Annotated in this window: 17 protein-coding genes; 9 read left to right on the forward strand and 8 right to left on the reverse strand. The window is 51.1% G+C overall.

All coding sequences use genetic code 11. The features are described from left to right. Window positions 1–83: 83 nt before the first annotated feature. From HMPREF0645_RS09995 to HMPREF0645_RS10020, 6 genes are all read right to left on the reverse strand, one after another. Window positions 84–1,052, reverse strand: coding sequence for a peptidoglycan DD-metalloendopeptidase family protein (locus HMPREF0645_RS09995; RefSeq protein WP_007174872.1), 969 nt, complete (start codon window positions 1,050–1,052; stop codon window positions 84–86). A 283-nt stretch (window positions 1,053–1,335) separates the two neighbouring features. Next, complete coding sequence (gene recG, locus HMPREF0645_RS10000; protein WP_007174873.1) at window positions 1,336–3,438, reverse strand: ATP-dependent DNA helicase RecG; 2,103 nt, start codon at window positions 3,436–3,438, stop codon at window positions 1,336–1,338. A gap of 6 nt (window positions 3,439–3,444) precedes the next feature. Beyond that, window positions 3,445–4,116: a 2-C-methyl-D-erythritol 4-phosphate cytidylyltransferase gene (locus HMPREF0645_RS10005; protein WP_007174874.1), complete on the reverse strand. Its 672-nt coding sequence runs from the start codon at window positions 4,114–4,116 to the stop codon at window positions 3,445–3,447. A gap of 199 nt (window positions 4,117–4,315) precedes the next feature. Continuing rightward, on the reverse strand, window positions 4,316–6,790 hold the full coding sequence (locus tag HMPREF0645_RS10010; RefSeq protein ID WP_007174875.1) for a glycoside hydrolase family 31 protein: 2,475 nt from the start codon (window positions 6,788–6,790) through the stop codon (window positions 4,316–4,318). A 157-nt stretch (window positions 6,791–6,947) separates the two neighbouring features. Then, window positions 6,948–7,514, reverse strand: coding sequence for a DJ-1 family glyoxalase III (locus HMPREF0645_RS10015; RefSeq protein ID WP_007174876.1), 567 nt, complete (start codon window positions 7,512–7,514; stop codon window positions 6,948–6,950). A gap of 256 nt (window positions 7,515–7,770) precedes the next feature. Next, window positions 7,771–8,424, reverse strand: a complete 654-nt coding sequence (locus HMPREF0645_RS10020) for an MgtC/SapB family protein (protein WP_007174877.1) — start codon at window positions 8,422–8,424, stop codon at window positions 7,771–7,773. A gap of 301 nt (window positions 8,425–8,725) precedes the next feature. Between HMPREF0645_RS10020 and HMPREF0645_RS10025 the strand changes: the two genes are divergently transcribed. The 7 genes from HMPREF0645_RS10025 to HMPREF0645_RS10055 all read left to right on the forward strand — a co-directional run bounded on the left by HMPREF0645_RS10025 (window position 8,726) and on the right by HMPREF0645_RS10055 (window position 16,845). After that, complete coding sequence (locus HMPREF0645_RS10025) at window positions 8,726–9,610, forward strand: NAD kinase (RefSeq protein WP_044123570.1); 885 nt, start codon at window positions 8,726–8,728, stop codon at window positions 9,608–9,610. Between the two features lie 96 nt (window positions 9,611–9,706). Further along, window positions 9,707–11,338: an ABC transporter ATP-binding protein gene (locus tag HMPREF0645_RS10030; protein WP_007174879.1), complete on the forward strand. Its 1,632-nt coding sequence runs from the start codon at window positions 9,707–9,709 to the stop codon at window positions 11,336–11,338. Between the two features lie 16 nt (window positions 11,339–11,354). After that, window positions 11,355–12,305, forward strand: a complete 951-nt coding sequence (locus HMPREF0645_RS10035; RefSeq protein WP_007174880.1) for a thioredoxin-like domain-containing protein — start codon at window positions 11,355–11,357, stop codon at window positions 12,303–12,305. 47 nt (window positions 12,306–12,352) lie between these two features. After that, complete coding sequence (locus HMPREF0645_RS10040; protein ID WP_044123571.1) at window positions 12,353–13,072, forward strand: ABC transporter ATP-binding protein; 720 nt, start codon at window positions 12,353–12,355, stop codon at window positions 13,070–13,072. A 9-nt stretch (window positions 13,073–13,081) separates the two neighbouring features. Further along, window positions 13,082–14,341 carry an ABC transporter permease gene (locus HMPREF0645_RS10045; protein WP_007174882.1) on the forward strand — a complete coding sequence of 420 codons (1,260 nt, stop codon included), beginning with the start codon at window positions 13,082–13,084 and terminating at the stop codon, window positions 14,339–14,341. A 40-nt stretch (window positions 14,342–14,381) separates the two neighbouring features. Then, window positions 14,382–15,626: an ABC transporter permease gene (locus HMPREF0645_RS10050; protein ID WP_007174883.1), complete on the forward strand. Its 1,245-nt coding sequence runs from the start codon at window positions 14,382–14,384 to the stop codon at window positions 15,624–15,626. Window positions 15,627–15,726: 100 nt separating this feature from the next. Next, window positions 15,727–16,845, forward strand: a complete 1,119-nt coding sequence (locus tag HMPREF0645_RS10055) for an efflux RND transporter periplasmic adaptor subunit (protein ID WP_007174884.1) — start codon at window positions 15,727–15,729, stop codon at window positions 16,843–16,845. A 101-nt stretch (window positions 16,846–16,946) separates the two neighbouring features. Here the strand turns inward: HMPREF0645_RS10055 and HMPREF0645_RS10060 are convergent, their stop codons facing one another. Next, complete coding sequence (locus HMPREF0645_RS10060; protein ID WP_007174885.1) at window positions 16,947–18,251, reverse strand: glycosyl hydrolase 53 family protein; 1,305 nt, start codon at window positions 18,249–18,251, stop codon at window positions 16,947–16,949. 146 nt (window positions 18,252–18,397) lie between these two features. Next, window positions 18,398–20,395, reverse strand: coding sequence for an alpha-amylase family glycosyl hydrolase (locus HMPREF0645_RS10065; RefSeq protein WP_007174886.1), 1,998 nt, complete (start codon window positions 20,393–20,395; stop codon window positions 18,398–18,400). A gap of 580 nt (window positions 20,396–20,975) precedes the next feature. Here HMPREF0645_RS10065 and HMPREF0645_RS10070 point away from each other — a divergent pair. Further along, entirely contained in the window at window positions 20,976–22,229 is a 1,254-nt protein-coding gene (locus HMPREF0645_RS10070) for an acyloxyacyl hydrolase (protein ID WP_007174888.1), read from the forward strand. Between the two features lie 100 nt (window positions 22,230–22,329). Next, complete coding sequence (gene purL, locus HMPREF0645_RS10075; RefSeq protein WP_007174889.1) at window positions 22,330–26,166, forward strand: phosphoribosylformylglycinamidine synthase; 3,837 nt, start codon at window positions 22,330–22,332, stop codon at window positions 26,164–26,166. Window positions 26,167–26,182 lie beyond the last annotated feature (16 nt).

Consider the following 26,182-nt stretch of genomic DNA (forward strand, 5'->3'; position numbering starts at 1 on the left):
GAAGTCAAGCATCATTCGGCGTTTGTTGTTGATGGGGTCTGCCGATCTGCAGCAGATGTCAGCAACGTGTATGGTCCATCAAATTATACGTATCTGATAATTTGACCGGGACGAACTTTCTGATTCCTTTTGTAGCCGTTCAGTCGGCAGAGTTTGTCTACCGTCACGCCACACTTGTTGGCAATAGACTCCAAGGTGTCTCCTTTCACAACTTTATAGTATACTCGTTCGGGCTGATCCATGGCGTTTCTGACGGCCAGGGAAGCAGCTTCCTCGCTATGTCCGGGTGTTCCGTAGATCTGGTCGCGAGTGTATCCGCCATTGCCAACCTTTCCGCGTTCACGTGTAGCAATGTTGGATTCGCGCTGATAGGTGGCTTTGCTATACAGCACTTCGTCGGCCACCACATCCTGATTGCGGAAGTCGAAGAACAAACCTGGATTTAGAGCAACCCCACAGAGCCGCGTCTCAAAGTGCAGGTGCGAACCCGTGCTTCTGCCGGTGTTGCCACCAAGACCGATAGGTTCACCGGCTCTCACAATCTGATTTTCTTTTACCAAATGCTTACTAAGGTGTCCATAGATTGTCTCCAAACCATTGGGATGACGAATGACAACGTAGTTTCCATATCCATTGCGCTCATATCTCACCACACGAACTTTTCCGTTGAAAGCCGACCGGATGGTGTCTCCGATATAAACCTTGATGTCAAGTCCTTTGTGCTGGCGTCCCCAGCGACTACCAAAGTTGCTGGTTACAACGCGACTTGGGGTGGGCATGCAGAAGTGCCGGAGATTGACAACAAACGAATCGGGCAATTCGGTGGCTCGGTGTGCGTATCTGTTATCCCATTCGTCTCCGTAAAGCATGGCTGCGGGAGACTGGAGATTTTCTCTTGCAGCAATAGAACGGATCTCAATAGAGTCAAGCTTCTTGGCACGACGATCCACCGGCGCTTGTCTGGCCAAAAGATCCTGGCCGGCAACCGGCTCAGCCGTAAGAGCAAAAAGGAGAGATATAGTTAATGTCTTTGCTATCTTTCTAAATGTCATTACTTCGTCATTTATATTTTAGGTATGTTGCGGATGGAAAGTAAGATTGTTCCTTCCAAAGAAAAAAGAAGAACACAATAGATTGTTCGTCAATTTTCAAAAGACTTCGCAAAGATAATAAAAAAATGTGTTTTCTCTCTAAATCAACAAGAAAAACAGCGAAGCTTTAACACAAAGCTCGTTTTTTAGCACAATATTAACAGTTTAGCAAATTTATTAGCATAATTGTAATGATTTCATTCATCTACTTGATGCATATCAATTGTGCGAGCCGTTTCTGCGGTCAGCTTATGGCAGACCAATTGATCTGTGTGTTTCTGAGTTCCTTGAGGTGGTTCCATAACAGGGAGTACTGTGCTTTTTCACAGTGTGGATCGTCGTCTATAATTTTCTGCGCTTCGTTTCGCGCCAGCTGCACAAGCTGACCATCGCGCGCAATGTCTGCGATTTTCAGGTCGAAAGCAATCCCGCTTTGCTGTGTGCCCTCTAGATCACCGGGGCCGCGAAGTTTCAGGTCGGCTTCGGCAATACGGAATCCATCGTTGGTGTCGCACATGATGTCGATGCGCTTACGCGTTTCGGTGCTCAGCTCATAGCCTGTCACAAGCAGGCAATAGCTTTGGTCGGCTCCTCGCCCTACGCGTCCTCGTAACTGGTGGAGTTGGGAAAGGCCGAACCTCTGGGCATCGAGAATGACCATGACCGATGCATTGGGAACGTTTACCCCTACCTCGATAACGGTTGTAGCTACCAGGATTTGGGTCTCCCCGCTTACAAACTTTTGCATCTCGCTTTCCTTTTCGCTCGACTTCATCCGCCCGTGTACTTTGCTTAGTCGGAACTCCGGGAATATCTCGCATAGTTTCTTGTAGCCGTCTTCGAGGTTTTTCAGGTCACTTTTCTCGCTTTCCTCAATCAATGGGAAAACGATATAGACCTGCCTGCCCTCACGAACTTGCTGCCGAATACCATTATATAATGAGACGGTTTGGTTGTCGTATTTGTGGATGGTCATAATGGGCTTGCGCCCAGGTGGTAGTTCGTCGATCACGCTTACGTCCAGATCGCCGTAGATAGTCATGGCCAGGGTGCGCGGAATAGGTGTTGCCGTCATCACGAGGATGTGCGGCGGATTCTCGCTTTTGGCCCAAAGTTTGGCGCGTTGTGCCACGCCAAAGCGGTGCTGCTCGTCCACCACGGCCATTCCCAGCCTCTTGAACTGTACGGTATCCTCGATGATGGCATGTGTGCCCACGAGTATATCGATGTTTCCTTCAGCCAGATTTTGCAGAATTTCCTTTCGCTTTTTCCCTTTCACAATGCCCGTCAACAACTCCACCCTCACGGGCATATTCCGTAGAAACGTACGTATAGTGTCAAGATGTTGCTCGGCAAGTATCTCTGTCGGAGCCATGATGCACGCCTGAAAGCCATTATCAATGGCAATGAGCATGGTCATCAGCGCAACCAGTGTCTTCCCGGAGCCCACGTCACCCTGCAACAATCTGTTCATCTGGTGCCCCGACCGCATGTCATCGCGTATCTCATGCATTACCCGTTTTTGTGCTTGGGTCAGGTCGAAAGGTAGGTTCTCGTGAAAGAATTGATTAAAAATCGCACCTATCTTGTCAAAGACATATCCCTTGTATTTGCGCCGATGTTCCGAGGCATATCGCAGGATGCTGAGCTGCACATAGAACAGTTCCTCGAGTTTCAAACGCACCTGCGCACGTTGTACATCGTCTAATGATTTTGGATAGTGTATTTTGCGATAGGCATCTTCGCGTGATATCAGGTTTAATCGGCTAACCATTGATGGTAGCAGCGCTTCTTGAATTGCACCCTCTGGAATCCTCGACACGAGCGTTTTAGTCAGTCTTTCCACTGCCCTTGACTGCATTCCGCGTTTCTTCATCGTCTCCGTGGTGTTATAGTAAGGTTGCATTCTCATCTCCTCCGTTTTCAAGTCGGCCACCCGGTCAATCTCCGGGTGTGCGAACTGGTATCGTCCTTGATAGACGGAGGGTTTGCCGAAGACAATGTATTCTTCGCCCACCTTATAGTTTTTGTAGACATATTGTGCACCGCGGAACCACACCAGGTCTACGATTCCGAATCCGTCTGTAAAGTGGGCCACGACGCGTTTCTTGCGCGCACTCATCGGAAACTCCTCGAAACTGAGTATCTTTCCCTTGACCTGCACAAAGGGCATCTCGCCCGACAGTTCCATAATGCGGTATATTTTAGTGCGGTCCACATATTTGTAAGGGTAATATTCCAGCAGGTCGCCCCATGTATGGATGTTGAGTTCCTTGCTCAATATCTCTTTTTTCTTTGGTCCCACCCCGGGCAGATACATGATGTCTTGGTCAAGGATGCTCGTCATTGTGCATTACGAATTATGTATTAACAACTCAGCTATCATCATGTCAAACGGGGTGGTGAGCTTCAGATTCTGCCTGTTTCCCTCCACCATCGTCACCTGGCATCCTAAGCTTTCTATCACGGATGCGTCGTCGGTAAACGTTTCTCGATAGGGCTGGTCGAAAGCCTGCTTGGCCAGTGATAGGTCGAAGCATTGAGGGGTTTGCACCGAACGAAAGTGGTCGCGCAAAACGTTGTGTCCATGGCCTCGGTCTATGTATCGCAGCGTGTCGGTAACCGGTACTACGGGGATGGCGGCAAAGTCGTCTCGGGCGGCATCGAAGCAGCGCTCGATCACGTCTGTCGACACAAACGGACGCACGCCATCGTGTATGGCCACCACGCCCTCATCCTCGTCGGGTATAAGTGCCAGTCCGTTTTTGGACGATTGGAAACGGGTTTCGCCGCCGTCAGCAACTTGGTGCATGATCTTGAAGTCGTGTTTCTGGCAGAGTTCCTGCCAGAATTCCTGCTGTTCTTTGGGTAGTACAAGGATTATCTTTAGTGCTGGGTCGTACTCGTGAAACCGCTCCATGGTGCGCATCAGCACCGGTTTGCCGCCTATGGGCAGGAACTGCTTGGGAATCTCGCCCCCCATGCGCAGTCCTTTGCCTCCGGCAACAATGATGACATAGTCCATTTATATATTGCTTATGTTGTAAATTCTATATGCAAATATAATGATAATATCCGAGAAAGACACGCCTTGAGAGCATTATAATACGCATGTGGGCTGAAGTTGGACAGGGCAAAATGTTCGCTCGGCATGTTCGTCGGGGATGCAGATTGCATTCCCGCTGAGCATGCCGAGCCAATTTTGAGTTAGATGAAAAGAGAAATTACAAGTCTACGGCAATCTCCTTACCCTTGTAGTCCACACTCTTGGTGACCTTCATAGGGCGGTCTCCGCGTCCGCTGCCAGTTTCCACCATCACGATGTTGAACTTCCGGTTTCGCAGCATACCATTGAATTTACCCTTGCGTGAGGCAATGACGAGCCGATGTTGCGAGTCATCGTATGTAAATTTGATCAACGAATACTTTCCCTTTTCGTAGTTGTAGTTGTCCCCCTCGTCTTCATAGAGCGTGAACGAACCGTCAGCTCCGGGATAGACTCTGATTTCGAGTTCGTCCCACGGCTTCTCGTTGCTGTATTGAACATCGGGGCCAAAGGGCATCACGGTGCCGGCCTTGACATACACGGGCATAATATCGATGGGGCAGAGACGCTGAATTTCCTGTCCGCCCTCATGGATGTCGTTTGTCCAGAAGTCAAACCATTTGGTGCCCTTGGGCAGGTAAACATTGACGGGTGCAGCCGCCTTGCGCGTATCTGGATATATCTCGTGTCCGCGCTTGTCTTTATCCTTCCAGGTGTACATCGCATCGGTGACAGGTTTAACGAGCAAGCTACGCCCAAACATATAGGAGTCGTTGAGTCGCGATGCGTGTTTGTCGTTGGCAAAGTCCATCACCAGCGCGCGCATCATACTGCCGCTGTTGAACACGCAGTCGGCTGCGGTGCTATAGGTGTAGGGCAACAGTCGGTAGCGCAGCTTGATAAAACTCTTCATCACATCGTATGCCCAGTCGCCCTCTTTTCCAAACCGATAGAGTTCGCTCACCATGGGTGAGGAGCAGTGGTTGCGCATGAGAGGCATGAATGTTCCCCATTGCATCCATCGGGTTTGCAGCTCCTGTAGCGCTGGATTCTTGGGGTCTTGCTCAAATTCCCAGTAGAAGAATCCACCGAGGTCGGTGTTCCAGAACGGAATACCGCACAGCGTATAGTTCAGTCCGGAAGGTATTTGGTTTTTCATCTCTGCCCAGCTGGCCACCACATCTCCGCTCCACGAAAACGTGCCGTAGTGTTGTATGCCGAAAGCCCCGCTCCTTGTCATCTGGAAAATGCGCCTTCTGTTGCTCTTCATGGCGCGCTGGTGATTATAGATTCCCCGGTTGTGGACGATGGAAAAAGCATTCTTCACACTGCGCCAAGAGCCGTCTGCTGTCATGTGGTCGTCGTCGCCGGGCTTCTCCATGTGGTCAGGCTCGGTCGAGTCGGTCCACCATGCGTCAATCCCCATGTTGTAGAGGTTGGTGAGGTGGTTCCAGTAGATTTGGCGTGCCTTGGGATTGAACACATCGTAGGGCATCACACCCCGTTTGCGCGGCCACGTCTCGAAGGGGTATAGGGCATTGATGGCCTTGAGTTCCCGGTATTGTTCGGTCCACGGTCCGAAGTTGGCCCAGATGCTTATCATCAGGTGGGCATTGTTATTGTGCACATAGCTCACCATCTCCTCCGGGCTTTTCAACCTTGGCTGCTGCTGCGTGGGTAGGTCTTTCAAGTCGTTCGGCAAGTATTTTGCCCAAGCCTTGTCGCCCACTTTGTTGATATAGTATGGGTTCATGAACTTCATCGCATTCCAGTTCGAGTCGCACCCCCAGTACTGCCAGTCCTGCACGATGCCGTCGAGCGGTATCTGCAGCTCACGGTATCGGTCGAGCACAGAGGCCAGTTCGTCGCTGGTCTTGTAGCGTTCACGACACTGCCAGAATCCCATGGTCCAAAGAGGAAACATCGTGGCTTGTCCGGTCAAATCGCGAATACACGACACAACGCCATCCTGAGTGCCGTCCTTGTACATGAAATAATAGTCGATATAGGGCGCAACCTCACTCGTGAAAGTAGTGCCCTGGGCGTTGTCGTCGAAGCTCGACCGTCCGGCGTTGTCCCAATACAGGCCGTATCCCTTTTCGCTGGTAAAGTAAGGGATAGAAATATACGTATTGTTGTTCCATATCTTAACGTGCCGGTTGCGCTGGTTCATGGCCGTGTCGCGCAGCTGTCCGAGTCCGAAGATTGCCTCATCGTGGTCGAGCAGGAAAGTCTGCGACACCTTGAACTTGCCCGAATCCACGGCTTTTTCACAAGGCGTGAGACTATTGGCCGTGGCCTTGAGCAGTTGCTCCCCCTCCTTGTTGCTGAAAACGATGTCACCGGTAACCTTGTTGAGCGTCACCTTGATATTGTACGACCATATGTGCAAGTTGTCGTTGTCTTTTTTTACCTCAATACTGTTGATGAGTTTCTCACCCGGTTTGAGAATCACGGAGTAGCTTTTTCTTTCGGCAGGAGTTGCTGTGCCGGGGCTAACCCTTACCCTCACGATGGAGGGTGAACAGAAAGCCACCGATACGGTATTGCCCTTCACCACCTCCTGCGTGGCAAATCTCAAAACTTTTGCATGTGTTGTGGAGCATGGTGCCAATAGGCAGGCAAGGAAAAAAATGATTCTGTCGATTTTCATATTTGCTCTTAGGTTTATGATAGCTTTGTCTTGTCTCGGTCAATAACCGGGATTTTGTCTCAGATTTTCATGAGGTAGGTTCCTTGTTAATGCCCGAATACAGTTTGCCATAACGTTTTGCTTTGTTTAGGCAAGCTGCATTCGGACTCCATTTTGTTTATTTACCCATAAGTTGGGGGTAGAGCATATCCGCCTGTATGGTGGCCGATTTTTCTTCGCCGGCAAGATAACTGAGGATGCGATAGGCGTAGGGGAGGACGGCTGCCGGGCCTTCGCCGGTGATGATGTTGCCATCTTCTTGAACCAACTTTGCCGTGTAGGTGGCACCGGTGAGGTGCTTTTCGAAGCCCGGATAACACGTAGCTTGCTTGCCTTCGAGCAGGCCGAGTGAGCCAAGCACCATCGGACCCGCACAGATGGCGCCGATGCGTTTGCCACGCTTGTGCTGCGCCATGAGCGCTTGTCGCACTCCCTCGTGGTTGTTCAGGTTGCTCGCCCCGGGCATGCCGCCGGGCAGTAGCATGATGTCGGCATCGTCGAAGTTGGCTGCGTCTTCAAATTTTAGATCAGCCTTGACGGTTACACCATGTGCCGACTCTACGTATTCGGAGCCTGTGATGCTCACGGTTTTTACTTCCACGCCGCCTCGGCGCAGGATGTCGATAGGAGCCATGGCTTCAATCTCCTCGAAGCCGTTGGCAAGAAATGTATAAACTTTAGCCATGATTGAGATATTTTGTTTGTTTCCTGCTGATCAGGAGCCCATCAAGGGCATTACAAATTTACAAAAAATAACTGAGAATCGGTGTTTTAAATGCCATTTTCTTGGCGGATTGTCATTCTTTGTTGGCGTATTACGGTCGACAGACAATCGCACACCGGCCGTTATCCAGGTGTCTTGCGGCCGACAAACAGGTGTACTCCGAACGAAAGACGCCGGTTCTTCTGCTTCATTGCGATGTGCATTTGTTCTTGTCGTCTCATTCTATGCTTACCATGGTCACGTCGTCGAACTCCTCCATGTCGTCGAGGATGATCTGGTTGTGGTTGCGCGACTGCACTTTGATTTCCATTTTCACTTCGTACAGGCTTCCCTGCGAGGTGTGGCGGCTGTGCAGTTCGAACGAATACACCTCCATGCTGTGAGATTTTATCTGTTCGATCACGCGCTGGGCGCTTTCCCGGGTGGGCGATGAAAACGACACCTGCAACGTGGTTGTGGTGATCTGCGGAATGATTTCGTTGAGCACTTCAAGCCCCAATAGGATAAGGACGGTGACGATGGCCGCAAGCGCATACATCCCCACGCCGCACGCCATGCCAATGGCGGCGGTGACCCACAGGCCGGCTGCCGTGGTGAGACCTCGCACCGTGTTGCGCTGAAACACGATGAGGCCGGCACCGATGAAGCCGATGCCCGACACCACCTGGGCTGCCACACGCGAGCTGTCCTTCACGCCGTCGCCAAAGCCGTATTGCGAAATGATGGTGAACAGGGCAGCGCCGAGAGCAACCAAGAAGTGAGTGCGGAAGCCCGCATCTTTGGAGCGGTACTCGCGTTCGAGTCCGATGATTCCGCCGAAAAGGAGGGCGGCGACGAGTTTGAGACTGTTTTCTATGATAAGTTCGTACATTGTTGAAAAGAAATAATAGTGGAAACAGCAAATATATACTATTCTCACGATATATCCAAACCGTTGGGCAACAGAATGCAATAAAAGTTGTACGGATGCCGTCAAACTTGTTAATTTAGGGTAAAAACTTTGGAATTAGCCTGCTTGAAAACTTGCTATGTTAACAATTCTATGTAAATTTGCAACAGGTGCGACCATGTAACACAGGTGGTGGGCGGGATTGGCTGACGTCATGCTCCCCCGGCTACGGCACGGGTTGTGTGGACGGATATCCCGAAGATGTATTATCAACATGAAGTATATGACAAACCGGAAACTGCGTTTTGCGCTTATTGGTAATGAATATCAGGCGCGCAAGTCTGTGACAATTCATCGAATTCTTGACTACCTGAAGATGCGCGGGGCAGAGGTGACAATCGACCGAAAATACTTTGACTTCCTCACGCAGGAGCAGCATTTGGACATCGACTGCTCCGGTGTTTTCGACGATGGTGACTTTGAGGCCGATTTTGTGGTTTCCTTAGGTGGCGACGGTACTTTTCTGAAAGCTGCCGACCGCGTCGGGGGACGCGGCATCCCCATTCTCGGCGTGAATATGGGGCGATTGGGATTCCTTGCAGATGTGCTGCCAACGGAAATCGAGTCTGCGCTCGACGAGATCTATAACGGCACTTATCATTTGGAGGCACACTCGGTGATCAAGATTGAGGTGGATGGTGAGGAGATTTCAGGCAGTCCGTATGCCCTGAACGACATCGCATTGCTCAAGCGCGACAACGCTTCGATGATTTCCATACGTTGCAGCATCAACGGGCAGTTTCTGGTAACCTATCAAGCCGACGGACTGATTATATCCACACCGACAGGTAGCACGGCTTATAATCTCTCCAACGGCGGGCCTATCATTGTGCCGTCGGCCCATAATCTGTGTATCACTCCGGTGGCACCCCATAGCCTGAACGTGCGGCCGATAGTCATCAACGATGATTGTGTGATCGACATTGAGGTGGAAAGCCGCAATCACAACTTCCTCGCAGCCATAGACGGACGGTCGGAAAAGTTGCGTCAGGGGTCGAGAATTCGCATCATGAAGGCTCCATACCAGATACAAATTGTGAAACAACAGGCCACGCACTACTTCTCTACGCTGCGCGATAAGCTGATGTGGGGAGCGGATCAGAGATAGCTCTCGGATGGTCTAAAACATGAACGGGTGAAAACTTCAAATCCACAACAACATACGACAAGCATCAAGCAGACCATCTTAGATGCTCTCTCCCGAATGGACTTGGGTAGGCTTCTGCATTGGCTCTGGGACGCTTGGCGCGGCAACAGACTCCAGGCGGCGCTCAATGCGCTTATCGGGTTGGGGTCGGTAGGTGTGTCGCTGGCTCAGGTTTGGGCCGTTCAGCATGCCATCGACGTGGCTGCGGGGTCGGCCGATGGCTCGCTGTATGCTGCGGTGGGACTTATGGGCGGACTCGTTTTGTGTGGATTCGCGCTGAACATATCGGGTGTTTGGGTGCGCAACATTCTGGGTGTTCGGGCCCAAAACCGCATGCAGCAGCGTATGCTCGACCGTATTCTGCGCTCGCAGTGGCACGGCAAGGAGGCGCTCCATTCGGGTGACGTGCTCAACCGATTAGAGGTTGATGTTGGCAATGTGGTGAGCTTTCTCACCGAGGTTATTCCTAACACGCTGTCGGTGTTGGCACTGTTTATCGGCGCTTTTTGGTATTTGTTCTCGATGGATGCCACGCTGGCCCTCATCACAGTGGCCATTATCCCTGTGTTTGTCTTGCTCAGCAAGGTGTATGTCAGTAGGATGCGCAAGCTCAACCGTGCCGTCCGTAGTTCGGATTCAGACGTACAAAGCGTGCTTCAGGAAACCATACAAAACCGTATGCTCATCAAGACATTAGAGAGCGAAGGCCCGATGGTGGACCGTTTGGAGACGACGCAGGGCATATTGCGCCATAGGGTGGTGAAGCGCACGGCGTTTTCGGTGCTCAGCAACTTCATTCTCAATTTTGGATTTGCGGCGGGCTATCTCGTGGCTTTCCTTTGGGCAGCCGTGCGATTAGCCGACCATACCCTGACGTTTGGTGGTATGACGGCATTTTTGCAGTTGGTAAACCGCATCCAAAGTCCTGCGCGCAGCCTGACCAAACTTGTCCCTGCCTTTGTCTCCGTGTTCACGGCTGTTGAACGACTGATGGAGTTGGAAGAAAATCCGTTGGAGGAACAGGGCACGCCTATCGAACTATCGGCTCCCTGTGGTGTGAGATTGCAGCGGGTGTCCTATCGTTACGACGATGTGGATGGCGACGTGATCCGCGATCTCGACTTCGACTTCCGTCCCGGGTCGTGCACGGCAGTGCTGGGCGAGACGGGGGCGGGTAAAACCACAATCGTAAGAATGATTTTGGGACTTGTGACTCCACAGCATGGCACGGTAGAGATTTACAACGATAGAAAGCATAGGGTGTTGAGCCCTCGACTGCGCTGCAACTTTGTGTATGTGCCGCAGGGCAATACCCTGATGAGTGGCACCATACGCGAAAATCTGCGCTTGGGCAAGCTCGATGCAACCGATGAGGAGATGGAGGAAGCGTTGAAAAAGAGTTGTGCGGAGTTTGTAATGGAGTTGCCCGAGGGGCTCGACACCGTGTGTTCAGAGTCGGGTGGGGGACTGTCCGAGGGTCAGGCGCAGCGCATTGCTATAGCCCGTGCGTTGCTTCGCGACCGCAGCATCATGCTCTTTGATGAGGCCACGTCGGCTCTCGACCCTGAGACCGAACGGCATTTGCTCCAAAACATACTGGCCGCACACGACAAAACCGTGATCTTCATCACCCACCGCCCGGCGGTGGTGGACTATTGTGACCAGACCCTGACGATTGAAAAAATATAACACAAAATCATAAGCTATGAAGAAGTATTTGTTTTCGGCAATCCTGTTGTTGGTTGCTGCCCTCACGGTAAATGCCCAAGGGGAGAAAGAAGATCCCGACGTGAAATATGCTGCCGACCTGCTCCGCCCGGGCACAGTGGCTCCCGAGTTTGTTGTTGACTTCAAAGATACTACTCAAAATGTCCCTATTAGCAGTTTCCGTGGGCGTTATGTGGTGATCGACTTTTGGGCATCGTGGTGCCCGGACTGCCGAAAAGACATAGCCAAGGTGAAGGAGTTGCACGATGAATACAGCCTGATGGGTGTGCAGTTCATCGGTGTTTCGTTCGACACCGACCGCGATGCGTGGGCTGGTTGCATCCAAAAGAACAACATGAACTGGCTGCACTATAGCGAGTTGAAGAAATGGAAGAAGGAGAGTAAGATAGACCAGGACTATCATGTCAATTGGATTCCCACCTATTATATAATAGACCCGGACGGCAAAGTGCTGCTTGGCACGGTGGTGTTGGATAAAGTAGAGGATGCGCTACGCAAGCTGAACGAGGAGGGTTTTATATCGCAGATGCCGATAGATCTTGATAATCCCTCGGGCATGCCCAGCCTTCCGGAGTTTCCCGGAGGAGAGTCGGCACGGCAGACATTCATGGCCAAGAACTTGAAATATCCCGAAGTGGCACAGAAATATGAAGCTGAGGGTAAGGTGAAAATGGTGTTTGATGTGGACGAGAATGGCAAATGTTGCAATTTCGAAGCCAAGGAATGTACCATAACAAGCTATAACAAAACAGCATTTGATAAGTTGACGACTGCCAAGCAGAAGGATTTGAAAAAGGCAATTTCACTTGCTTTTGCCAAGGAAGCCTATCATGTGATGAAGAAAATGCCTGCGTGGACACCGGGAGCATTGAACGGAAAGCCAGTCAAGACCAAGTGCAACCAGACAATTACCTATTATCTTAGATAGCTGCAGTGGCTGCAACTTTTTGCAGTTGCAGCCCGTCAAAGATTATGATGATACATCTCAAAGACATTAACAAGACCTACTTCGGCGCCCAGCCGCTGCATGTGCTCAAGGGAATCAACCTCGACATCGAGGAGGGTGAGTTCGTTTCGATCATGGGAGCGTCAGGATCGGGCAAGTCGACGCTGCTCAATATCCTCGGCATCCTCGACAATTATGACAGTGGCGAGTATGTGCTGGCTGGTACACTCATCAAGAATTTGAGCGAGAAACGAAGCGCCGAGTACCGCAATCGGTTCATAGGCTTCATCTTCCAGAGTTTCAATCTCATTGGCTTCAAGACGGCTGTGGAGAATGTGGAGCTGCCACTGCTCTACCAAGGTGTGTCTCGTCGCAAGCGCCATCAAATGGCGTTGGAATACCTCGACCGCTTGGAGCTACTGCCTTGGGCCGATCATTATCCCAACGAAATGTCCGGAGGGCAGAAGCAGCGTGTGGCCATCGCCCGCGCGCTCATCACCAATCCCAAGATTATCTTGGCCGATGAGCCTACCGGTGCGCTCGATTCCAAGACGAGTGTAGAGGTGATGAAACTGCTCAAGCGGCTCAATTCGGAGGAAGGCAAGACCATTGTGGTGGTGACACATGAGAGCGGTGTGGCCAACGAAACCAACAAAATAGTGCATATCAAGGATGGTACGATAGGCAAAATCGAGGAAAATCTTGATCACAAAGCGTCGCCATTCGGAGTGAATGGGCTAATGAAATAGGAGACCAGTATGTTTGATATTCTCGAAGAAATATGGGCAACGGCGCGCCGCAACAGGCTTCGTACGGTGTTGACAGGCTTTGCTGTGGCGTGGGGAATATTCATGATTATCTTCCTTTTGGGTGCCGGCAACGGGTTTATCAACGCTGTTGAACACAATACATCTAATTTTTTGGCCAACTCTATGCAGGTGAGCGGAGGTCGAACGTCCAAGGCTTACGAGGGCATGAACGAAGGAAGGGAAATCACACTCAACGATCGGGATATGCAAACCACCAAGCATAAGCACACCAATGTGGTCAGGGAGTTGGGCGCTCAGGTCACGCAGAGCGGTGTTCAAGTGTCTTACGCCACCAATTATGTCAGTGGAACGATATGTGGTGTTTATCCCAACCTAATGCATATCAACAAGATAGAGATGTTGTACGGACGCTTTGTCAACGATATGGACAATGATCAGAGGCGCAAAGCAATGGTCATTAGTGAGAATCAAGCCAAGGAATTGGTGGATGGTGACATAGCCACCTTGGTGGGAAAAGATGTCAAGGTGGACAATTCCGTGTTCCAAATCGTGGGTATTTACAAAAGCGATTTGAGTCAGATGAACACCCAATTCTACAGCCCTTTCAGCACTGTTCGCACCATATACAACCGTGGTGACGAGGTGGAAAATATCATTTTTTCTTTTGACGGACTGAACAGCGTGCAGGAAAACGAGGATTTTGAGAAGCTCTACACAACCGATCTGAACGCCAACCACCATGCCGCTCCCGATGATGATAATGCCGTTTGGATTTGGAATAGGTTTACCCAAAATCTCCAAATGAACACGGGGATGTCTATTATCCGCACTGCTCTGTGGGTCATCGGCATTTTTACGTTGCTCTCAGGTATTGTCGGCGTGAGCAATATCATGCTCATTACCGTCAAAGAGCGTACCCGCGAGTTTGGCGTGCGCAAGGCCATTGGGGCCACGCCCTGGTCCATTCTTCGGCTCATCATTGTCGAGAGCGTCATTATCACCACCTTTTTCGGATACATAGGCATGCTTCTCGGCATTGGGGCCAATGCCTATTTGGATGCCACCGCAGGGTCAAAGACGGTGGATTCGGGGTTGTTTGAGCTCACCATATTTCTAAATCCCACGGTGGGATTAGGTGTTTGTTTGGAAGCCACATTGGTGATGATCGTGGCTGGAACCATTGCCGGACTGGTGCCGGCAAGGCGTGCGGCGCACATCAAACCTATTGACGCGTTGAGAGCCGAATGAGACAAGGCATCACAATAATGATATCAACAGAGTATGAACAATGAAGTTTGACATTGACACATATCGTGAAATATTGGATACGCTCACCCGAAACAAGACGCGTTCGTTCCTCACTGGGTTCGGCGTTTTCTGGGGAGTGTTCATGTTGGTCGTACTTATTGGTGGTGGCGATGGGCTGGAAGAGTTGTTGTCCAAAAACTTTCAGGGGTTTGCCACAAACTCTGCTTTCACTTTCGCTCAGCCCACCACCAAGCCTTATGAGGGCTTCCGCAAAGGGCGTCAATGGAATATGACGTATAGGGATGTGGAGAGATTGCGTGCCCATGTGCCCGAGTTGGACATCGTCACTCCGTTGGTGACAGAGTGGGGTAAAACCTTCGTGGCCGGCGATAAAAAGTTTGTGGGCAATGTCAAGGGCATTTATCCCGAATATGCCAAAGTAGAGGAGCCGACCATTTTATATGGCCGTTACCTCAATGATATGGACATAGCGGAAGACCGTAAGGTTTGCGTGATAGGCAAGAAGGTTTACAAGACACTCTTCCCCAACGGTGGAGACCCGTGCGGACAGCTGGTGCGCGTAGACTCATTGTATTTCAACGTGGTGGGTGTGGATTACAGTCCGGGAAACATGAACATCAATGGCAACGTGCAGGAAAGTGTCACGATTCCGCTCACTATCATGCAGCGGGTCTATAATTTGGGCGATGTGGTACACATCATTTGTGTCACGGGCAAGCCCGGTGTGACCATGGGCAAACTGGCGCAACCCCTGCGAGAAGTCATCGGGAGGGCACATCGTGTAGATCCGACCGATGAGAAGGCTATCTCGGTCTTCAATACCGAGGTGATGTATGGCATGGTAGACAGCTTGTTTAAGGGTGTCAACTTCCTGATTTGGCTGGTTGGAATAGGTACGTTGCTGGCTGGGGGCATCGGTGTTTCAAACATCATGATGGTCACGGTACGCGAGCGCACCACCGAGATTGGCATCAGGCGAGCCATCGGAGCCACGCCCAAGATGATACTGTCGCAAATCGTTTCGGAGAGCATCGCACTCACCACGGTGGCTGGCATGAGCGGCATACTGCTCGCGGTGTTCGTCTTGCAGATGCTCGAGGTGGCCAATACCACCGACGGCATCATGGCGGCTCACTTCCAAATCGGATTCTGGGCCGCACTCGGAGCGCTGGCTTTCCTTTGTGTGTTGGGTGTGGTGGCCGGCCTTGCGCCTGCCATCAGGGCCATGAGCATCAAGCCGGTGGATGCCATGAGAGATGAGTAATTCATAATTCACAATTCAAAATTCATAATTATTGAGCCTCGGCATTTTGCGCTTTACATACGTAACTTGTAATTATAAAACCTATAATTCATAATTGGTGATGAAAAAATACTTCAAATTTATTATTGCGGCATTGGTGCTGCTGATTTTTATCGGAACATTCGTATTCCTCTGGCAAAAGAGCAGGCCACACCCGGTGACCTACGAGGAGTTTGTGCCGACCATGAAGGATCTGCGCAAAACCGCAGTGGTGACGGGCAAAATAGAACCCCGCAACGAGGTGAACGTCAAACCACAGATATCGGGCATCATCACCAATATATATAAAGAGGCAGGCGACATGGTGACCTCCGGTGAGGTGATTGCTAAGGTAAAGGTCATCCCCGACATGAATATGCTCAGCTCGGCACAAGCGAGAGTGCGGTCGGCGAAGATTGTATTAAACCAAGCCAAGGTGGACTACGACCGACAAAAAACGCTCTACGACAAGGGATTGATAGCCGGAAACGACTATGATCAGGTGCGCAAGGCATACCTGCAAGCCAAGGAAGAGGTGCGGGCCGCTAACGATAACCTGCAGGTGGTGCGCGACGGCGTGTCGGCGCAAAACGCCAAAACCAGTAGTACACTCATACGGTCCACCATCAGCGGACTCATCCTCGATGTGCCTGTCAAGGTGGGAAACACCGTCATCCTGTCCAACACGTTCAACGACGGTACCACCATCGCCTCGGTGGCCAATATGGGCGACCTGATTTTCAGGGGCAATGTAGACGAGACCGAAGTGGGACAGATTGTTGTGGGTATGCCCATGAAAATTACCATTGGCGCCATGGAGGGCGAGAAACTCACCGCTTCGCTGGAGTATATCTCGCCTAAGGCCGTGGAAAACAATGGTGCCAACCAGTTCGAGATCAAGGCAGCAGTGCAAGGAACGAGTGGCACGAAGATTCGTTCGGGCTACAGCGCCAATGCGGAGATAGTGCTGAAAGAGGCGAAAGGGGTGCTTACCGTGCCGGAGAGCGCCATTGAGTTTGAGGGCACTAACACCTATGTGTACGTTGTTGGCGGCACGGACGATAATAAAACATACACCCGCCGCAAGGTTGTGACGGGGCTGAGCGATGGCCTTAACATCCAAATCAAGAGCGGACTGAAGAAGAACGAGAAGGTGCGCGGACCCAAGAAAGTGAAGCAAGAGGAAACAAAAGAGGAGTAGACAGTTGTAGGCTCATGTAGCCAACCACATTGATAACAGACGATTATAGGCTCTCATACGTTCTTGTAGAAATGGATAAGAACGTATGGGAGCCTATCGTATTATCGGTGAATATGCAGATATTTCTTGCCCCCTGCGATATAGAGGCCTTGCGGAAGGTTGCCTGAGGCAGAAACACGCTGGCCTTGGAGATTGTAGATGGGGGCTTCTGCGGGAGAAGCGGTAGCGGACTTGGAGGAACGGTTGTTGTTGGGCACCCCATCGATAAAGATCTTCGAGATGCCTGTTGGGTCTTTGCCGATAAATCGCTGCAACTCAAACATGGCGGCGAGTGGCTTGCCGGTGTCCTGCGTATAGAGCGAAGCATTCCACCAAGAGCTGCGGACAGGATTGGCATTGGCCCAATACTCATTGTCCTCCGGCATCCACCAGAAAAGACCGGTAACCTTCGGATGTTTGTTGAGCTCGTTGATCAAATCGCTGGTAAACTTCTTCTGCCCGGCCTCAGTGAGCGGCCAAGTCTTTTGCACGATAGATGAATATTTGCTGCCCAATGCCCATCTCGCACCATATCCGGTCTCCACAATCATGATGTCTTTATCGCCATGCTTGCTTTCCAACGTATTGAGTGCTGAGGAAAGCGTGCCGAGTGTTCCGTGATAATCGGGATAATAGCTCAGTCCGATGATGTCATAATCCACCTGATTGCCTAACGTGTTATAGAAGTTCGTAACGTTCCACGGATTGCTCAGCTCTGTATGGATAACGATTTTTGCCTCCGGACACACCTCCTTGCAACCCTTCACGCCTGCATTCAGATATTTCACGAGGTTGGCGAAGGTGCCGCCCTTATAGTCTCTACCATCAGGTAGGCAGTGGCCTGTGGGCCACATCATGCCATTGGTGATTTCGTTTCCCGGCTGAATAAAGTCGGGCACCACCCCGTTTTCTTTCATATACTTCAAACTTCTGACCGTGTACCGGTAAACGCTGTCGGCCAACACGTTGGGGTCGTTGCTGTCCCAGGCCGAAGGTGTGGAGTGTTGTCCCGGGTCGGTCCACGTGTCGGAATAATGGAAATCCAACATCAGCGCGTACCCCTCGTCCTTGATGCGTTTGCACAATGCCGTTGCATAGCCGAGGTCTTGCCTCGCTCCCCATGATTTATGCTCGTCGGGTGCTTTCGACGGGTCTACGAACACGCGGACGCGCATGGCATTCCAGCCAGCCTTTTCACCGAAATATTTCAGCGGTTCCACCTGCACACCGTCTTGGTCAAGATAATGCACCCCATGCTCCTCGTATGTTGGCAGCAACGAGATGTCACCTCCAACATATTTCTGTTGTGCCTGCGCCATAAAGGGAAACAAGCAAACTCCAATAACAAATTTGATAATCTTATGCATGTTAGTTTATAAATAGGTTGCTGCAAATATACGAACAAAACTGCAAATACAAATAAAAAAGAGGCGCGGATTAAAACAGGAAGTCATCGAAAAACTTTCGACTGCTGCCCCGCTTAATCCGCGCCCCGGAAACTAATAGATTATGTTTACTTAACGATCACTTTTTTTCCATGGTGTATGTAGATACCTTTCTGTGTGGGTCGAGACACTTTTACGCCAGTGAGCGTGTACCACGCGTTGTCGGCAACCGATGTTTGTGTCAGGCCCTTGATGTCGAGCGTCGGGTCGGATTGTGTGGTGCTCATGTTGTACCATCCTTTGTCACTGAACACCATGTCTGCGGTTTGGTTTCCGGTTCCGCCACTTCCGTTGTTGAAAATGATTTGGCTCGGTGGAACGGTCTTCGTGCCGTAGTAGCACCACTTCCAGATGTAGCCGCCATCCTTTGATTTGCCTACGCGATAAACGTGGTTCTTGTCGCCGGGCCAATGGGCATTGTTGTCGGGCGTGTAGTTGTCGCCACCCTCAATCCATGCCCAGGCATGAACCTCAATGTCGGCCGACCAAGTTGCCGGGGCAATAAAATTGGCAGAGAAAGTGTAGCCTGCGGGCGGAGTTTCAAAGGTTTCGTCTTCCGGCTTGGCAAACGTGTAATTGCGGGTGGTGGTCGAGGTCACACTTCCATTCACCAGCAGGCCCACTTTCAGGGTGCAGTTGTCAGAAATGGTGATGCTCGTTCCGCCGGGAACAACATTGCCGTTGGTGGCAGAGGGGACGGAGCCATCGGTGGTGTACACCAGTTTGGCATTGCTCTTGGCAGACACCGCTGTCAGTTTGGTTTTGATGGTCTCGGTGTATGTTCCCGACGGCTTGTCAGCGAAAGCCACCTCTGTATCCGACGAGAGGTAGTAGGCATAGTGATGACCACTGAGAATCTTGACATAGCGGTTTGCGGCTGGCTCGCTGTAGTTTGCGCCAACCATGACAAGCAGTTTTCCTTTGCTGCCGGTTACAGTATTGCCGAAATAGCTTGCTGCGCTGCGAAAGTTGGAGTAGGAACTGGTGTTGGTGATGCCGGCAGCCTTGCGGGCATCGATCATGGCTTTTATCTCGTTGGGATAGGCCAGGTAGTGCTTGTAGAACACGCAGGGCGTGCCCGGCATAGCCAATAGGTAGGCATTGGCTGCCAGCGTATCTCTGCGGATGGGGTCTTGTGAATCTGTGGCAGAGCGGTACTCGGTGTCGTGGTTTTCCACAAACGTCACGGCATATTGCCGGTAACCCGCATCGTGCACGAGGTTGTTGGTGCTGTTGAGCTTGCTCCAATTGTTTTGATTGATGGCGTCGCGCACATTATACCTGAATTGGAAGTCGAAGGCCGCACTTCGCTTGCCCGTGGCGTTGATCCAATTCTGAATCGTGGGGTTGCTGTCCCAACATTCTCCCACCGAAAACTTCACTCCGGCGGCATCGTTGTAGTCGCCCACATGCGAGCCGGCAAAACCTTTCACCATGTCGTATCGGAAGCCGGTATACCCCATGTCGTCTACGAGAAACTGCTGATAAGCCTTGACGATATTCTGCACGTTGGCACTCTTGTGGTCCAAGTCGCGCATGCCGTCCCAGCCTTCGCCCTCGTCGCGGTTTGAGCTGAGGGAAACACCGTCTTTATCGGCTTGCGTTTTCGTTTTGCCGTTGCAGTCATTGGCCACGATGTCTGTGGTTTTCAGCTGATAGGTCACGCCGTTATAGATTTCGGCGGGAAATCCCCACCAGCCTTCTGTGTTGTGGTGGTTAATCACCACGTCGGCTATTGTGCCTATGCCATTGGCCTTAAACGTGCCGATCATCGACTTCAACTCCTGTTGCGTTCCGAACGAGGAGTTTTGGTCGAAGTAGTAGTAGGGGTCGTAGCCCATCGAGCGGGAGTTGAGGCATTTGCCGCTTTGCGGCACCCAAACGAGGTCGAAATACCCCTTGAAATCACCGGTCTGCTTCTCGAGTTTGGTCCATGCCGACTGCGAGAAACTATCCCAATAAAATCCCTGTAACATCACCCCGTCGTAGGCCGAAGGCCAACCTTGTGCCATGATGGTGATGGGCAATGAGATGAGAAAGAGGAAAAGCGTAGATAATTGTTTCATAATTTTGTGTCTTAGGTTTATCGTTGGCTAAGTTACGATATTTCTAAATACAAATGAGTGCGTCGAACTGGAATCTTCAGTGTTGTTTAATGCAAACGATTGCGCCATGTCATTTTACTGACGTTCAACCTGTTCTTTCCTGCGATTCGACCTTGCGAATAGCGTCTCACGTTCGACAGACAAGCGTGCGTCGGACGCGAGACGCGTGTCCGTCGGCCGCAAGACGACCGTCTGTCGGCCGATAGACGTCAACAAAAAGCTCTATGCACGTCAACAGTTGACCGCACTCATGATGTGCGCAATAGGGACACGCGGGTTTATTTGCATGGTTCCATTTGCAGGTTACACTGGAAAAGCGTATATTTGCATGGTAAAAGAAGGAGCAAAGATCTACAAGATTAAGATTGTGCTATCGTTTTTCCAATATTCGAAATAAACATCATCATACCCAAATAAATAATATTCTACATACCTATGGTATGATCTATTAACTACATGGTATGGATCATCTTTATCACAACAACCAGTCTTCTATTTTTCTCCAAGCCAACCGCATGAGAGATTTCAATCCACTCACAACATGAGAAGGGTGATAGCAATCATCATAGGAGTTCTCGCAACGTGGTCGGCTCATGCTGCAGGTCGGGATACCACATCCCAATGTCGCTACGGACTGGAATTTGGTGCACAACCTGGATGGGTGATTGCCGCTGATTCTTACGAGAAGAAATGGCTGAAAGGAAACTTTGCCATGGCCGTTAATGCCGGCATACGCTATTCGGCATTGCCCTGCGACAGCGATGCCTACGCCCGTGACTTCGGCTATCCCGTTTTGGCCGTAGGCATCAAATACGGCATGAACCATGGCGTGACGATGCACCGCGAAGAAGATCCAGCGTGGGGGCTGCTCGAGCCTGTGGACTACATCTCGCGCATGGGTAACACGGTGACGCTGTATGGCTCGTTCGAGCGTCCTTTCTTCCGAAACCGCAGGTGGCAGGCCGACTACACGCTGTCGTTCGGAGTGGGGTACAGCAGGTCAAAATATAACACCCACGATGCCATCGACAACGAACTCATCGGTTCGCGATGGCTTATCTATTTCGGGACAGGACTACACGCTACCTATCGCATAACCCGAGAACTCGGATTGCGAGCCGGCGTGGAATTTTATCATCACAGCAACGGAGCACTGAACCGCCCGAACAAGGGGGCGAATGTCGTTGCACCGTCTCTGGGGGTGGTGTACGAGCCTTATGATGAGGAGCTGGCATTGCGTGGCAGGCACCGCAAGTCTACTCCTTTCAAGCCTTTCACGTTCGTCGACTTTGCTCTGGGCATAGGAGCCAAGACACTCAACGAGGACTGGCAGCACACCCAGTTTGGAACGCCGCCGGGAGACCCAGACTATCGCACATCGAAATTTAAACGCTATCCTACCTATTCGATGCAGACCTCCATCATGAGGAGATATGCCCGGCGATGGGCGTCGGGTGTAGGATTGGACGTCTTCTATGGCTCCTATGCCTCACACGTGAGGGACTTGGAAATGAAAAAAGGTATCAACACCAAGTACAGCCCGTGGTCGTTGGGACTGTCGGCCAAACATCGGGTGTACTATCATAACCTGGCCCTGCACACCTCGCTGGGATTCTATCTTTTCAGGCGAATGGGCGACAATGCCAAGCAGGTGGAAGCACCTTATTATGAACACATTGGGTTGCACTACAGTTTCCCTTCTCTGCAACAGCTCACTATTGGTATCGACGTGAAGGCACATAGGACCAAGGCTGACTATACAGAACTTGTCGTCTCGGTCCCCATACAGCTATAAAATTTCATGGTACATGATGTTTTCCGTTAAAAGACGCATATATCATACTATTTTTGTATCTTTGCATCGTAAACATACACCTTATTAAAACAGAAAGATTATGATTCTTTTCTTTAAGACTCCCCAAGAGAATATCATTGCTACAGAGATTGACCATCAACCCAGTGAGCAGGAAACACAAGCACTTTGCTGGCTTTTTGGTGGTGCCACGCTTTTGAAGTCGGAAAAGCTTGAGGGCTGCTTCGTTGGTCCGCGCCGCGAAATGATAACCCCATGGAGCACGAATGCCGTTGAGATAACTCAAAATATGAGTCTCGATGGCATTTTGCGTATAGAGGAATATTTCCCCGTGCAGAGTGAGGACGCTGACCACGACCCGATGCTGCAGCGGATGTACAAAGGATTGGATCAGACGGTATTCACGGTGAACCATGAGCCAGAACCCATCAAACAAGTGGATAGCCTTGAGCAGTTCAACGAGCAGGAGGGTTTGGCTTTGAGTCCGGAGGAAATACAATACCTTCATAAAATTGAGAAGCAAAACGGGCGGCCACTGACCGACTCTGAAATATTTGGCTTTGCACAGATCAACTCTGAGCACTGCCGTCATAAAATTTTTGGTGGAACATTTATTATAGACGGCGAGGAGCGCGAGTCAAGCCTTTTTGCCCTCATCAAGAAGACCACCAAAGAGAACCCGGGCAAGATTCTCTCAGCCTATAAGGACAACGTAGCTTTTGCACAGGGTCCGACCGTGGAGCAGTTTGCTCCGGCTGATCAAAGCACAAGTGACTGGTTCCAGGTAAAACCCATTGAGAGCGTCATCTCGCTGAAGGCCGAAACCCATAACTTCCCTACGACTGTGGAGCCATTCAATGGTGCTGCTACGGGAACGGGTGGAGAGATTCGCGACCGCATGGGTGGTGGCGTGGGAAGCTGGCCGATTGCGGGAACAGCTGTCTACATGACCAGTTACCCGCGTATTGAAAAGGCCAACACCAGTCGTGGTTGGGAAAAGAATATTGAACCAAGGAAGTGGCTGTACCAGACACCGGAGCAAATTCTGATCAAGGCCTCCAACGGTGCCAGCGACTTTGGCAATAAGTTCGGGCAACCCCTTATCACGGGCTCCGTATTGACGTTTGAATATGAAACAAGTTCGGCCGACAGCGTAACCTGTCCAAATGGTTCCCCCATTCAGCCAGAGGGACAGGAGACGGCAACCCCACAGATCTACGGTTATGACAAGGTCATCATGTTGGCCAGCGGCGTGGGCTATGGTAAAAAGCGTGACTGTCTGAAGAAAGAACCACGAAAGGGTAACAAGGTTGTCGTTGTTGGTGGTGACAACTATCGCATTGGCCTGGGCGGTGGCTCTGTCTCTTCAGTCGACACGGGGCGTTACAGCAACGGTATCGAGTTGAATGCCGTGCAGCGTGCTAATCCAGAGATGCAGAAGCGCGCCTATAATTTGATACGTGCCTTGGTGGAGGAAGAGTCCAATCCTGTTGTTTCTGTTCACGACCACGGCTCTGCCGGGCACCTGAACTGCCTTTCGGAGTTGGTGGAAGAGTGCGGTGGAGAAATTGATATGACACAGCTTCCCATTGGTGATAAGACGCTCAGTGCCAAGGAGATCATTGCCAACGAGTCGCAAGAGCGCATGGGGCTACTGATCGATGAGAAGCACCTGGATCACGTGCAGAAGATTGCCGAGCGCGAGCGGGCACCGATGTATGTTGTTGGCGAGACCACGGGCGATGCCCACTTCAGCTTTATTCAAGGCGATGGCGTGAAACCTTTCGACCTTGACGTGGCCCAGATGTTCGGACATTCGCCCAAGACGGTGATGAAAGATGACACGGTGGTACGTCGCTATGAAGACGCAAGCTATTCGGCAGACAAGATAGACGAATACCTCAGCAATGTGCTGCAGTTGGAAGCCGTGGCCTGCAAGGACTGGCTCACCAACAAGGTGGACCGTTCGGTAACGGGGAAGGTAGCCCGCCAGCAGACTCAGGGACAGATCCAACTTCCGCTCTCTGACTGTGGTGTCGTGGCCCTCGACTACCGCGGCGACAAAGGCATTGCCACCGCATTGGGGCATGCTCCGCAAGTGGCGATGGCAGACCCGGCGGCCGGTAGCGTGATGAGCGTGGCCGAGAGTCTCACCAACATTGTGTGGGCTCCCATCGCAACCGATAACGTTCACCCCTCTCCTGTGAGAAACCTGAGTCTATCGGCCAACTGGATGTGGCCTTGCCGCAGTCAGAAAGGCGAGGATGCGCGTCTCTATGAGGCCGTTCAGGCTTTGTCAGACTTCTGTTGTGACCTCGGCCTGAATGTGCCAACGGGTAAGGATTCTTTGTCGTTGACCCAGCAATATCCCGATGGTACAAAGATTATAGCACCGGGAACGGTTATTGTTACCAGTGGCGGCGAGGTGAGTGATGTGAGAAAAGTAGTCAGTCCGGTGATGGTCAACGACAAGAATTCATCGCTCTACTATATTGACTTCTCCTTTGATAAGATGCGACTGGGTGGATCCGCCTTTGCCCAGACACTTGGCAAGATAGGCAGTGACGTGCCAACCGTGAGGAATGCGGAATACTTTGCCGACTGCTTTAACGCTGTTCAAGAGCTGATCAAGAAAGGTTGGATTATGGCCGGGCACGACATTTCGGCCGGTGGACTGATTACCACGTTGCTCGAAATGACGTTCGCCAATGTTGAAGGCGGTATGCGTGTGAACCTTTATGACCTGGACGCTGAAGAGCAAGATGTTGTCAAGATGCTCTTCGCAGAGAATCCGGGTGTGGTTATCCAGGTGTCTGACAATCATAAGAAAGACCTCCGCGAATTTTTCGAAGACAATGGTATAGGATATGCCAAGATAGCTTATCCCACGCCATCGGAGCGCAAGATTGTAGTCAAAAAGGGTGACTTTGAACACGAATTTGATATTGATGCCTTGCGTGATACTTGGTACATGACTTCCTATCTGCTTGACCGGAACCAAAGCATGAACGGCATGGCTGACAAGCGGTTTGCTAATTACAAACACCAACCACTGAAACTGAAGTTCCACGAGGCGTTTAAGGGCACTTTTGAATCGCTGGGCATCAATCCGGACAGATGGAAGAGCAATTCACAATTCACAATTCACAATTCACAATTGAAAACTCCGAGGGCGGCTATTATTCGTGAGAAAGGTACCAATGGAGAACGCGAGATGGCCTATACCCTTTGGCTGGCAGGCTTCGAGGTGAAGGACGTGATGATGACCGACCTCATCAGTGGGCGCGAAACCTTGGAGGATGTCAATATGATCGTGTTCTGTGGAGGTTTCTCTAATTCCGACGTGCTTGGTTCGGCAAAGGGGTGGGCAGGTGCTTTCCTCTTCAATCCCAAGGCCAAGGAGGCCCTCGATAAGTTCTATGCACGCAAGGATACGTTAAGCCTTGGTATCTGTAATGGATGTCAGCTGATGGTAGAACTCAACCTGATCAATCCAGAACATGAGCATCGTGCTCAGATGTTGCACAACAAGAGCCAAAAGTTCGAGAGTCAGTTCCTCGGTCTGACCATTCCGCAGAACAATAGCGTGATGTTGGGAAGCCTCAGTGGGGACAAACTCGGTATCTGGGTGGCCCATGGAGAAGGTCAGTTCTCGCTGCCAGAATCCGAAGACAAATATAACGTCGTGGCGAAGTACAGCTATGCCGAGTATCCGGGCAACCCCAACGGAAGCGACTACAATGTGGCCGGTATTTGCTCGGCCGATGGTCGCCACTTGGCCATGATGCCCCATCCGGAACGTGCCGTGCTGCCTTGGCAGAACGCCTATTACCCTGCTAAACGGCGAGCAGACGAGGTGACTCCATGGATGGAAGCCTTTGTCAACGCTCGCAAGTGGGTGGAGGAACGTCTTTCATAAGATCACATAGGAGGTA

Origin of the sequence: Hallella bergensis DSM 17361 (assembly GCF_000160535.1) — a bacterium.
Lineage (GTDB): Bacteria > Bacteroidota > Bacteroidia > Bacteroidales > Bacteroidaceae > Prevotella > Prevotella bergensis.

Coding starts and splice junctions, on each gene's coding strand:
- HMPREF0645_RS10055 (WP_007174884.1), top strand. CDS start 15,727: ATGAAAAAATACTTCAAATTTATTATTGCGGCATTGGTGCTGCTGATT.
- HMPREF0645_RS10060 (WP_007174885.1), bottom strand. CDS start 18,251: ATGCATAAGATTATCAAATTTGTTATTGGAGTTTGCTTGTTTCCCTTT.
- HMPREF0645_RS10045 (WP_007174882.1), top strand. CDS start 13,082: ATGTTTGATATTCTCGAAGAAATATGGGCAACGGCGCGCCGCAACAGG.
- HMPREF0645_RS10070 (WP_007174888.1), top strand. CDS start 20,976: ATGAGAAGGGTGATAGCAATCATCATAGGAGTTCTCGCAACGTGGTCG.
- purL (WP_007174889.1), top strand. CDS start 22,330: ATGATTCTTTTCTTTAAGACTCCCCAAGAGAATATCATTGCTACAGAG.
- HMPREF0645_RS10035 (WP_007174880.1), top strand. CDS start 11,355: ATGAAGAAGTATTTGTTTTCGGCAATCCTGTTGTTGGTTGCTGCCCTC.
- recG (WP_007174873.1), bottom strand. CDS start 3,438: ATGACGAGCATCCTTGACCAAGACATCATGTATCTGCCCGGGGTGGGA.
- HMPREF0645_RS10025 (WP_044123570.1), top strand. CDS start 8,726: ATGACAAACCGGAAACTGCGTTTTGCGCTTATTGGTAATGAATATCAG.
- HMPREF0645_RS10015 (WP_007174876.1), bottom strand. CDS start 7,514: ATGGCTAAAGTTTATACATTTCTTGCCAACGGCTTCGAGGAGATTGAA.
- HMPREF0645_RS10050 (WP_007174883.1), top strand. CDS start 14,382: ATGAAGTTTGACATTGACACATATCGTGAAATATTGGATACGCTCACC.
- HMPREF0645_RS10010 (WP_007174875.1), bottom strand. CDS start 6,790: ATGAAAATCGACAGAATCATTTTTTTCCTTGCCTGCCTATTGGCACCA.
- HMPREF0645_RS10030 (WP_007174879.1), top strand. CDS start 9,707: ATGGACTTGGGTAGGCTTCTGCATTGGCTCTGGGACGCTTGGCGCGGC.
- HMPREF0645_RS09995 (WP_007174872.1), bottom strand. CDS start 1,052: ATGACATTTAGAAAGATAGCAAAGACATTAACTATATCTCTCCTTTTT.
- HMPREF0645_RS10020 (WP_007174877.1), bottom strand. CDS start 8,424: ATGTACGAACTTATCATAGAAAACAGTCTCAAACTCGTCGCCGCCCTC.
- HMPREF0645_RS10065 (WP_007174886.1), bottom strand. CDS start 20,395: ATGAAACAATTATCTACGCTTTTCCTCTTTCTCATCTCATTGCCCATC.
- HMPREF0645_RS10005 (WP_007174874.1), bottom strand. CDS start 4,116: ATGGACTATGTCATCATTGTTGCCGGAGGCAAAGGACTGCGCATGGGG.
- HMPREF0645_RS10040 (WP_044123571.1), top strand. CDS start 12,353: ATGATACATCTCAAAGACATTAACAAGACCTACTTCGGCGCCCAGCCG.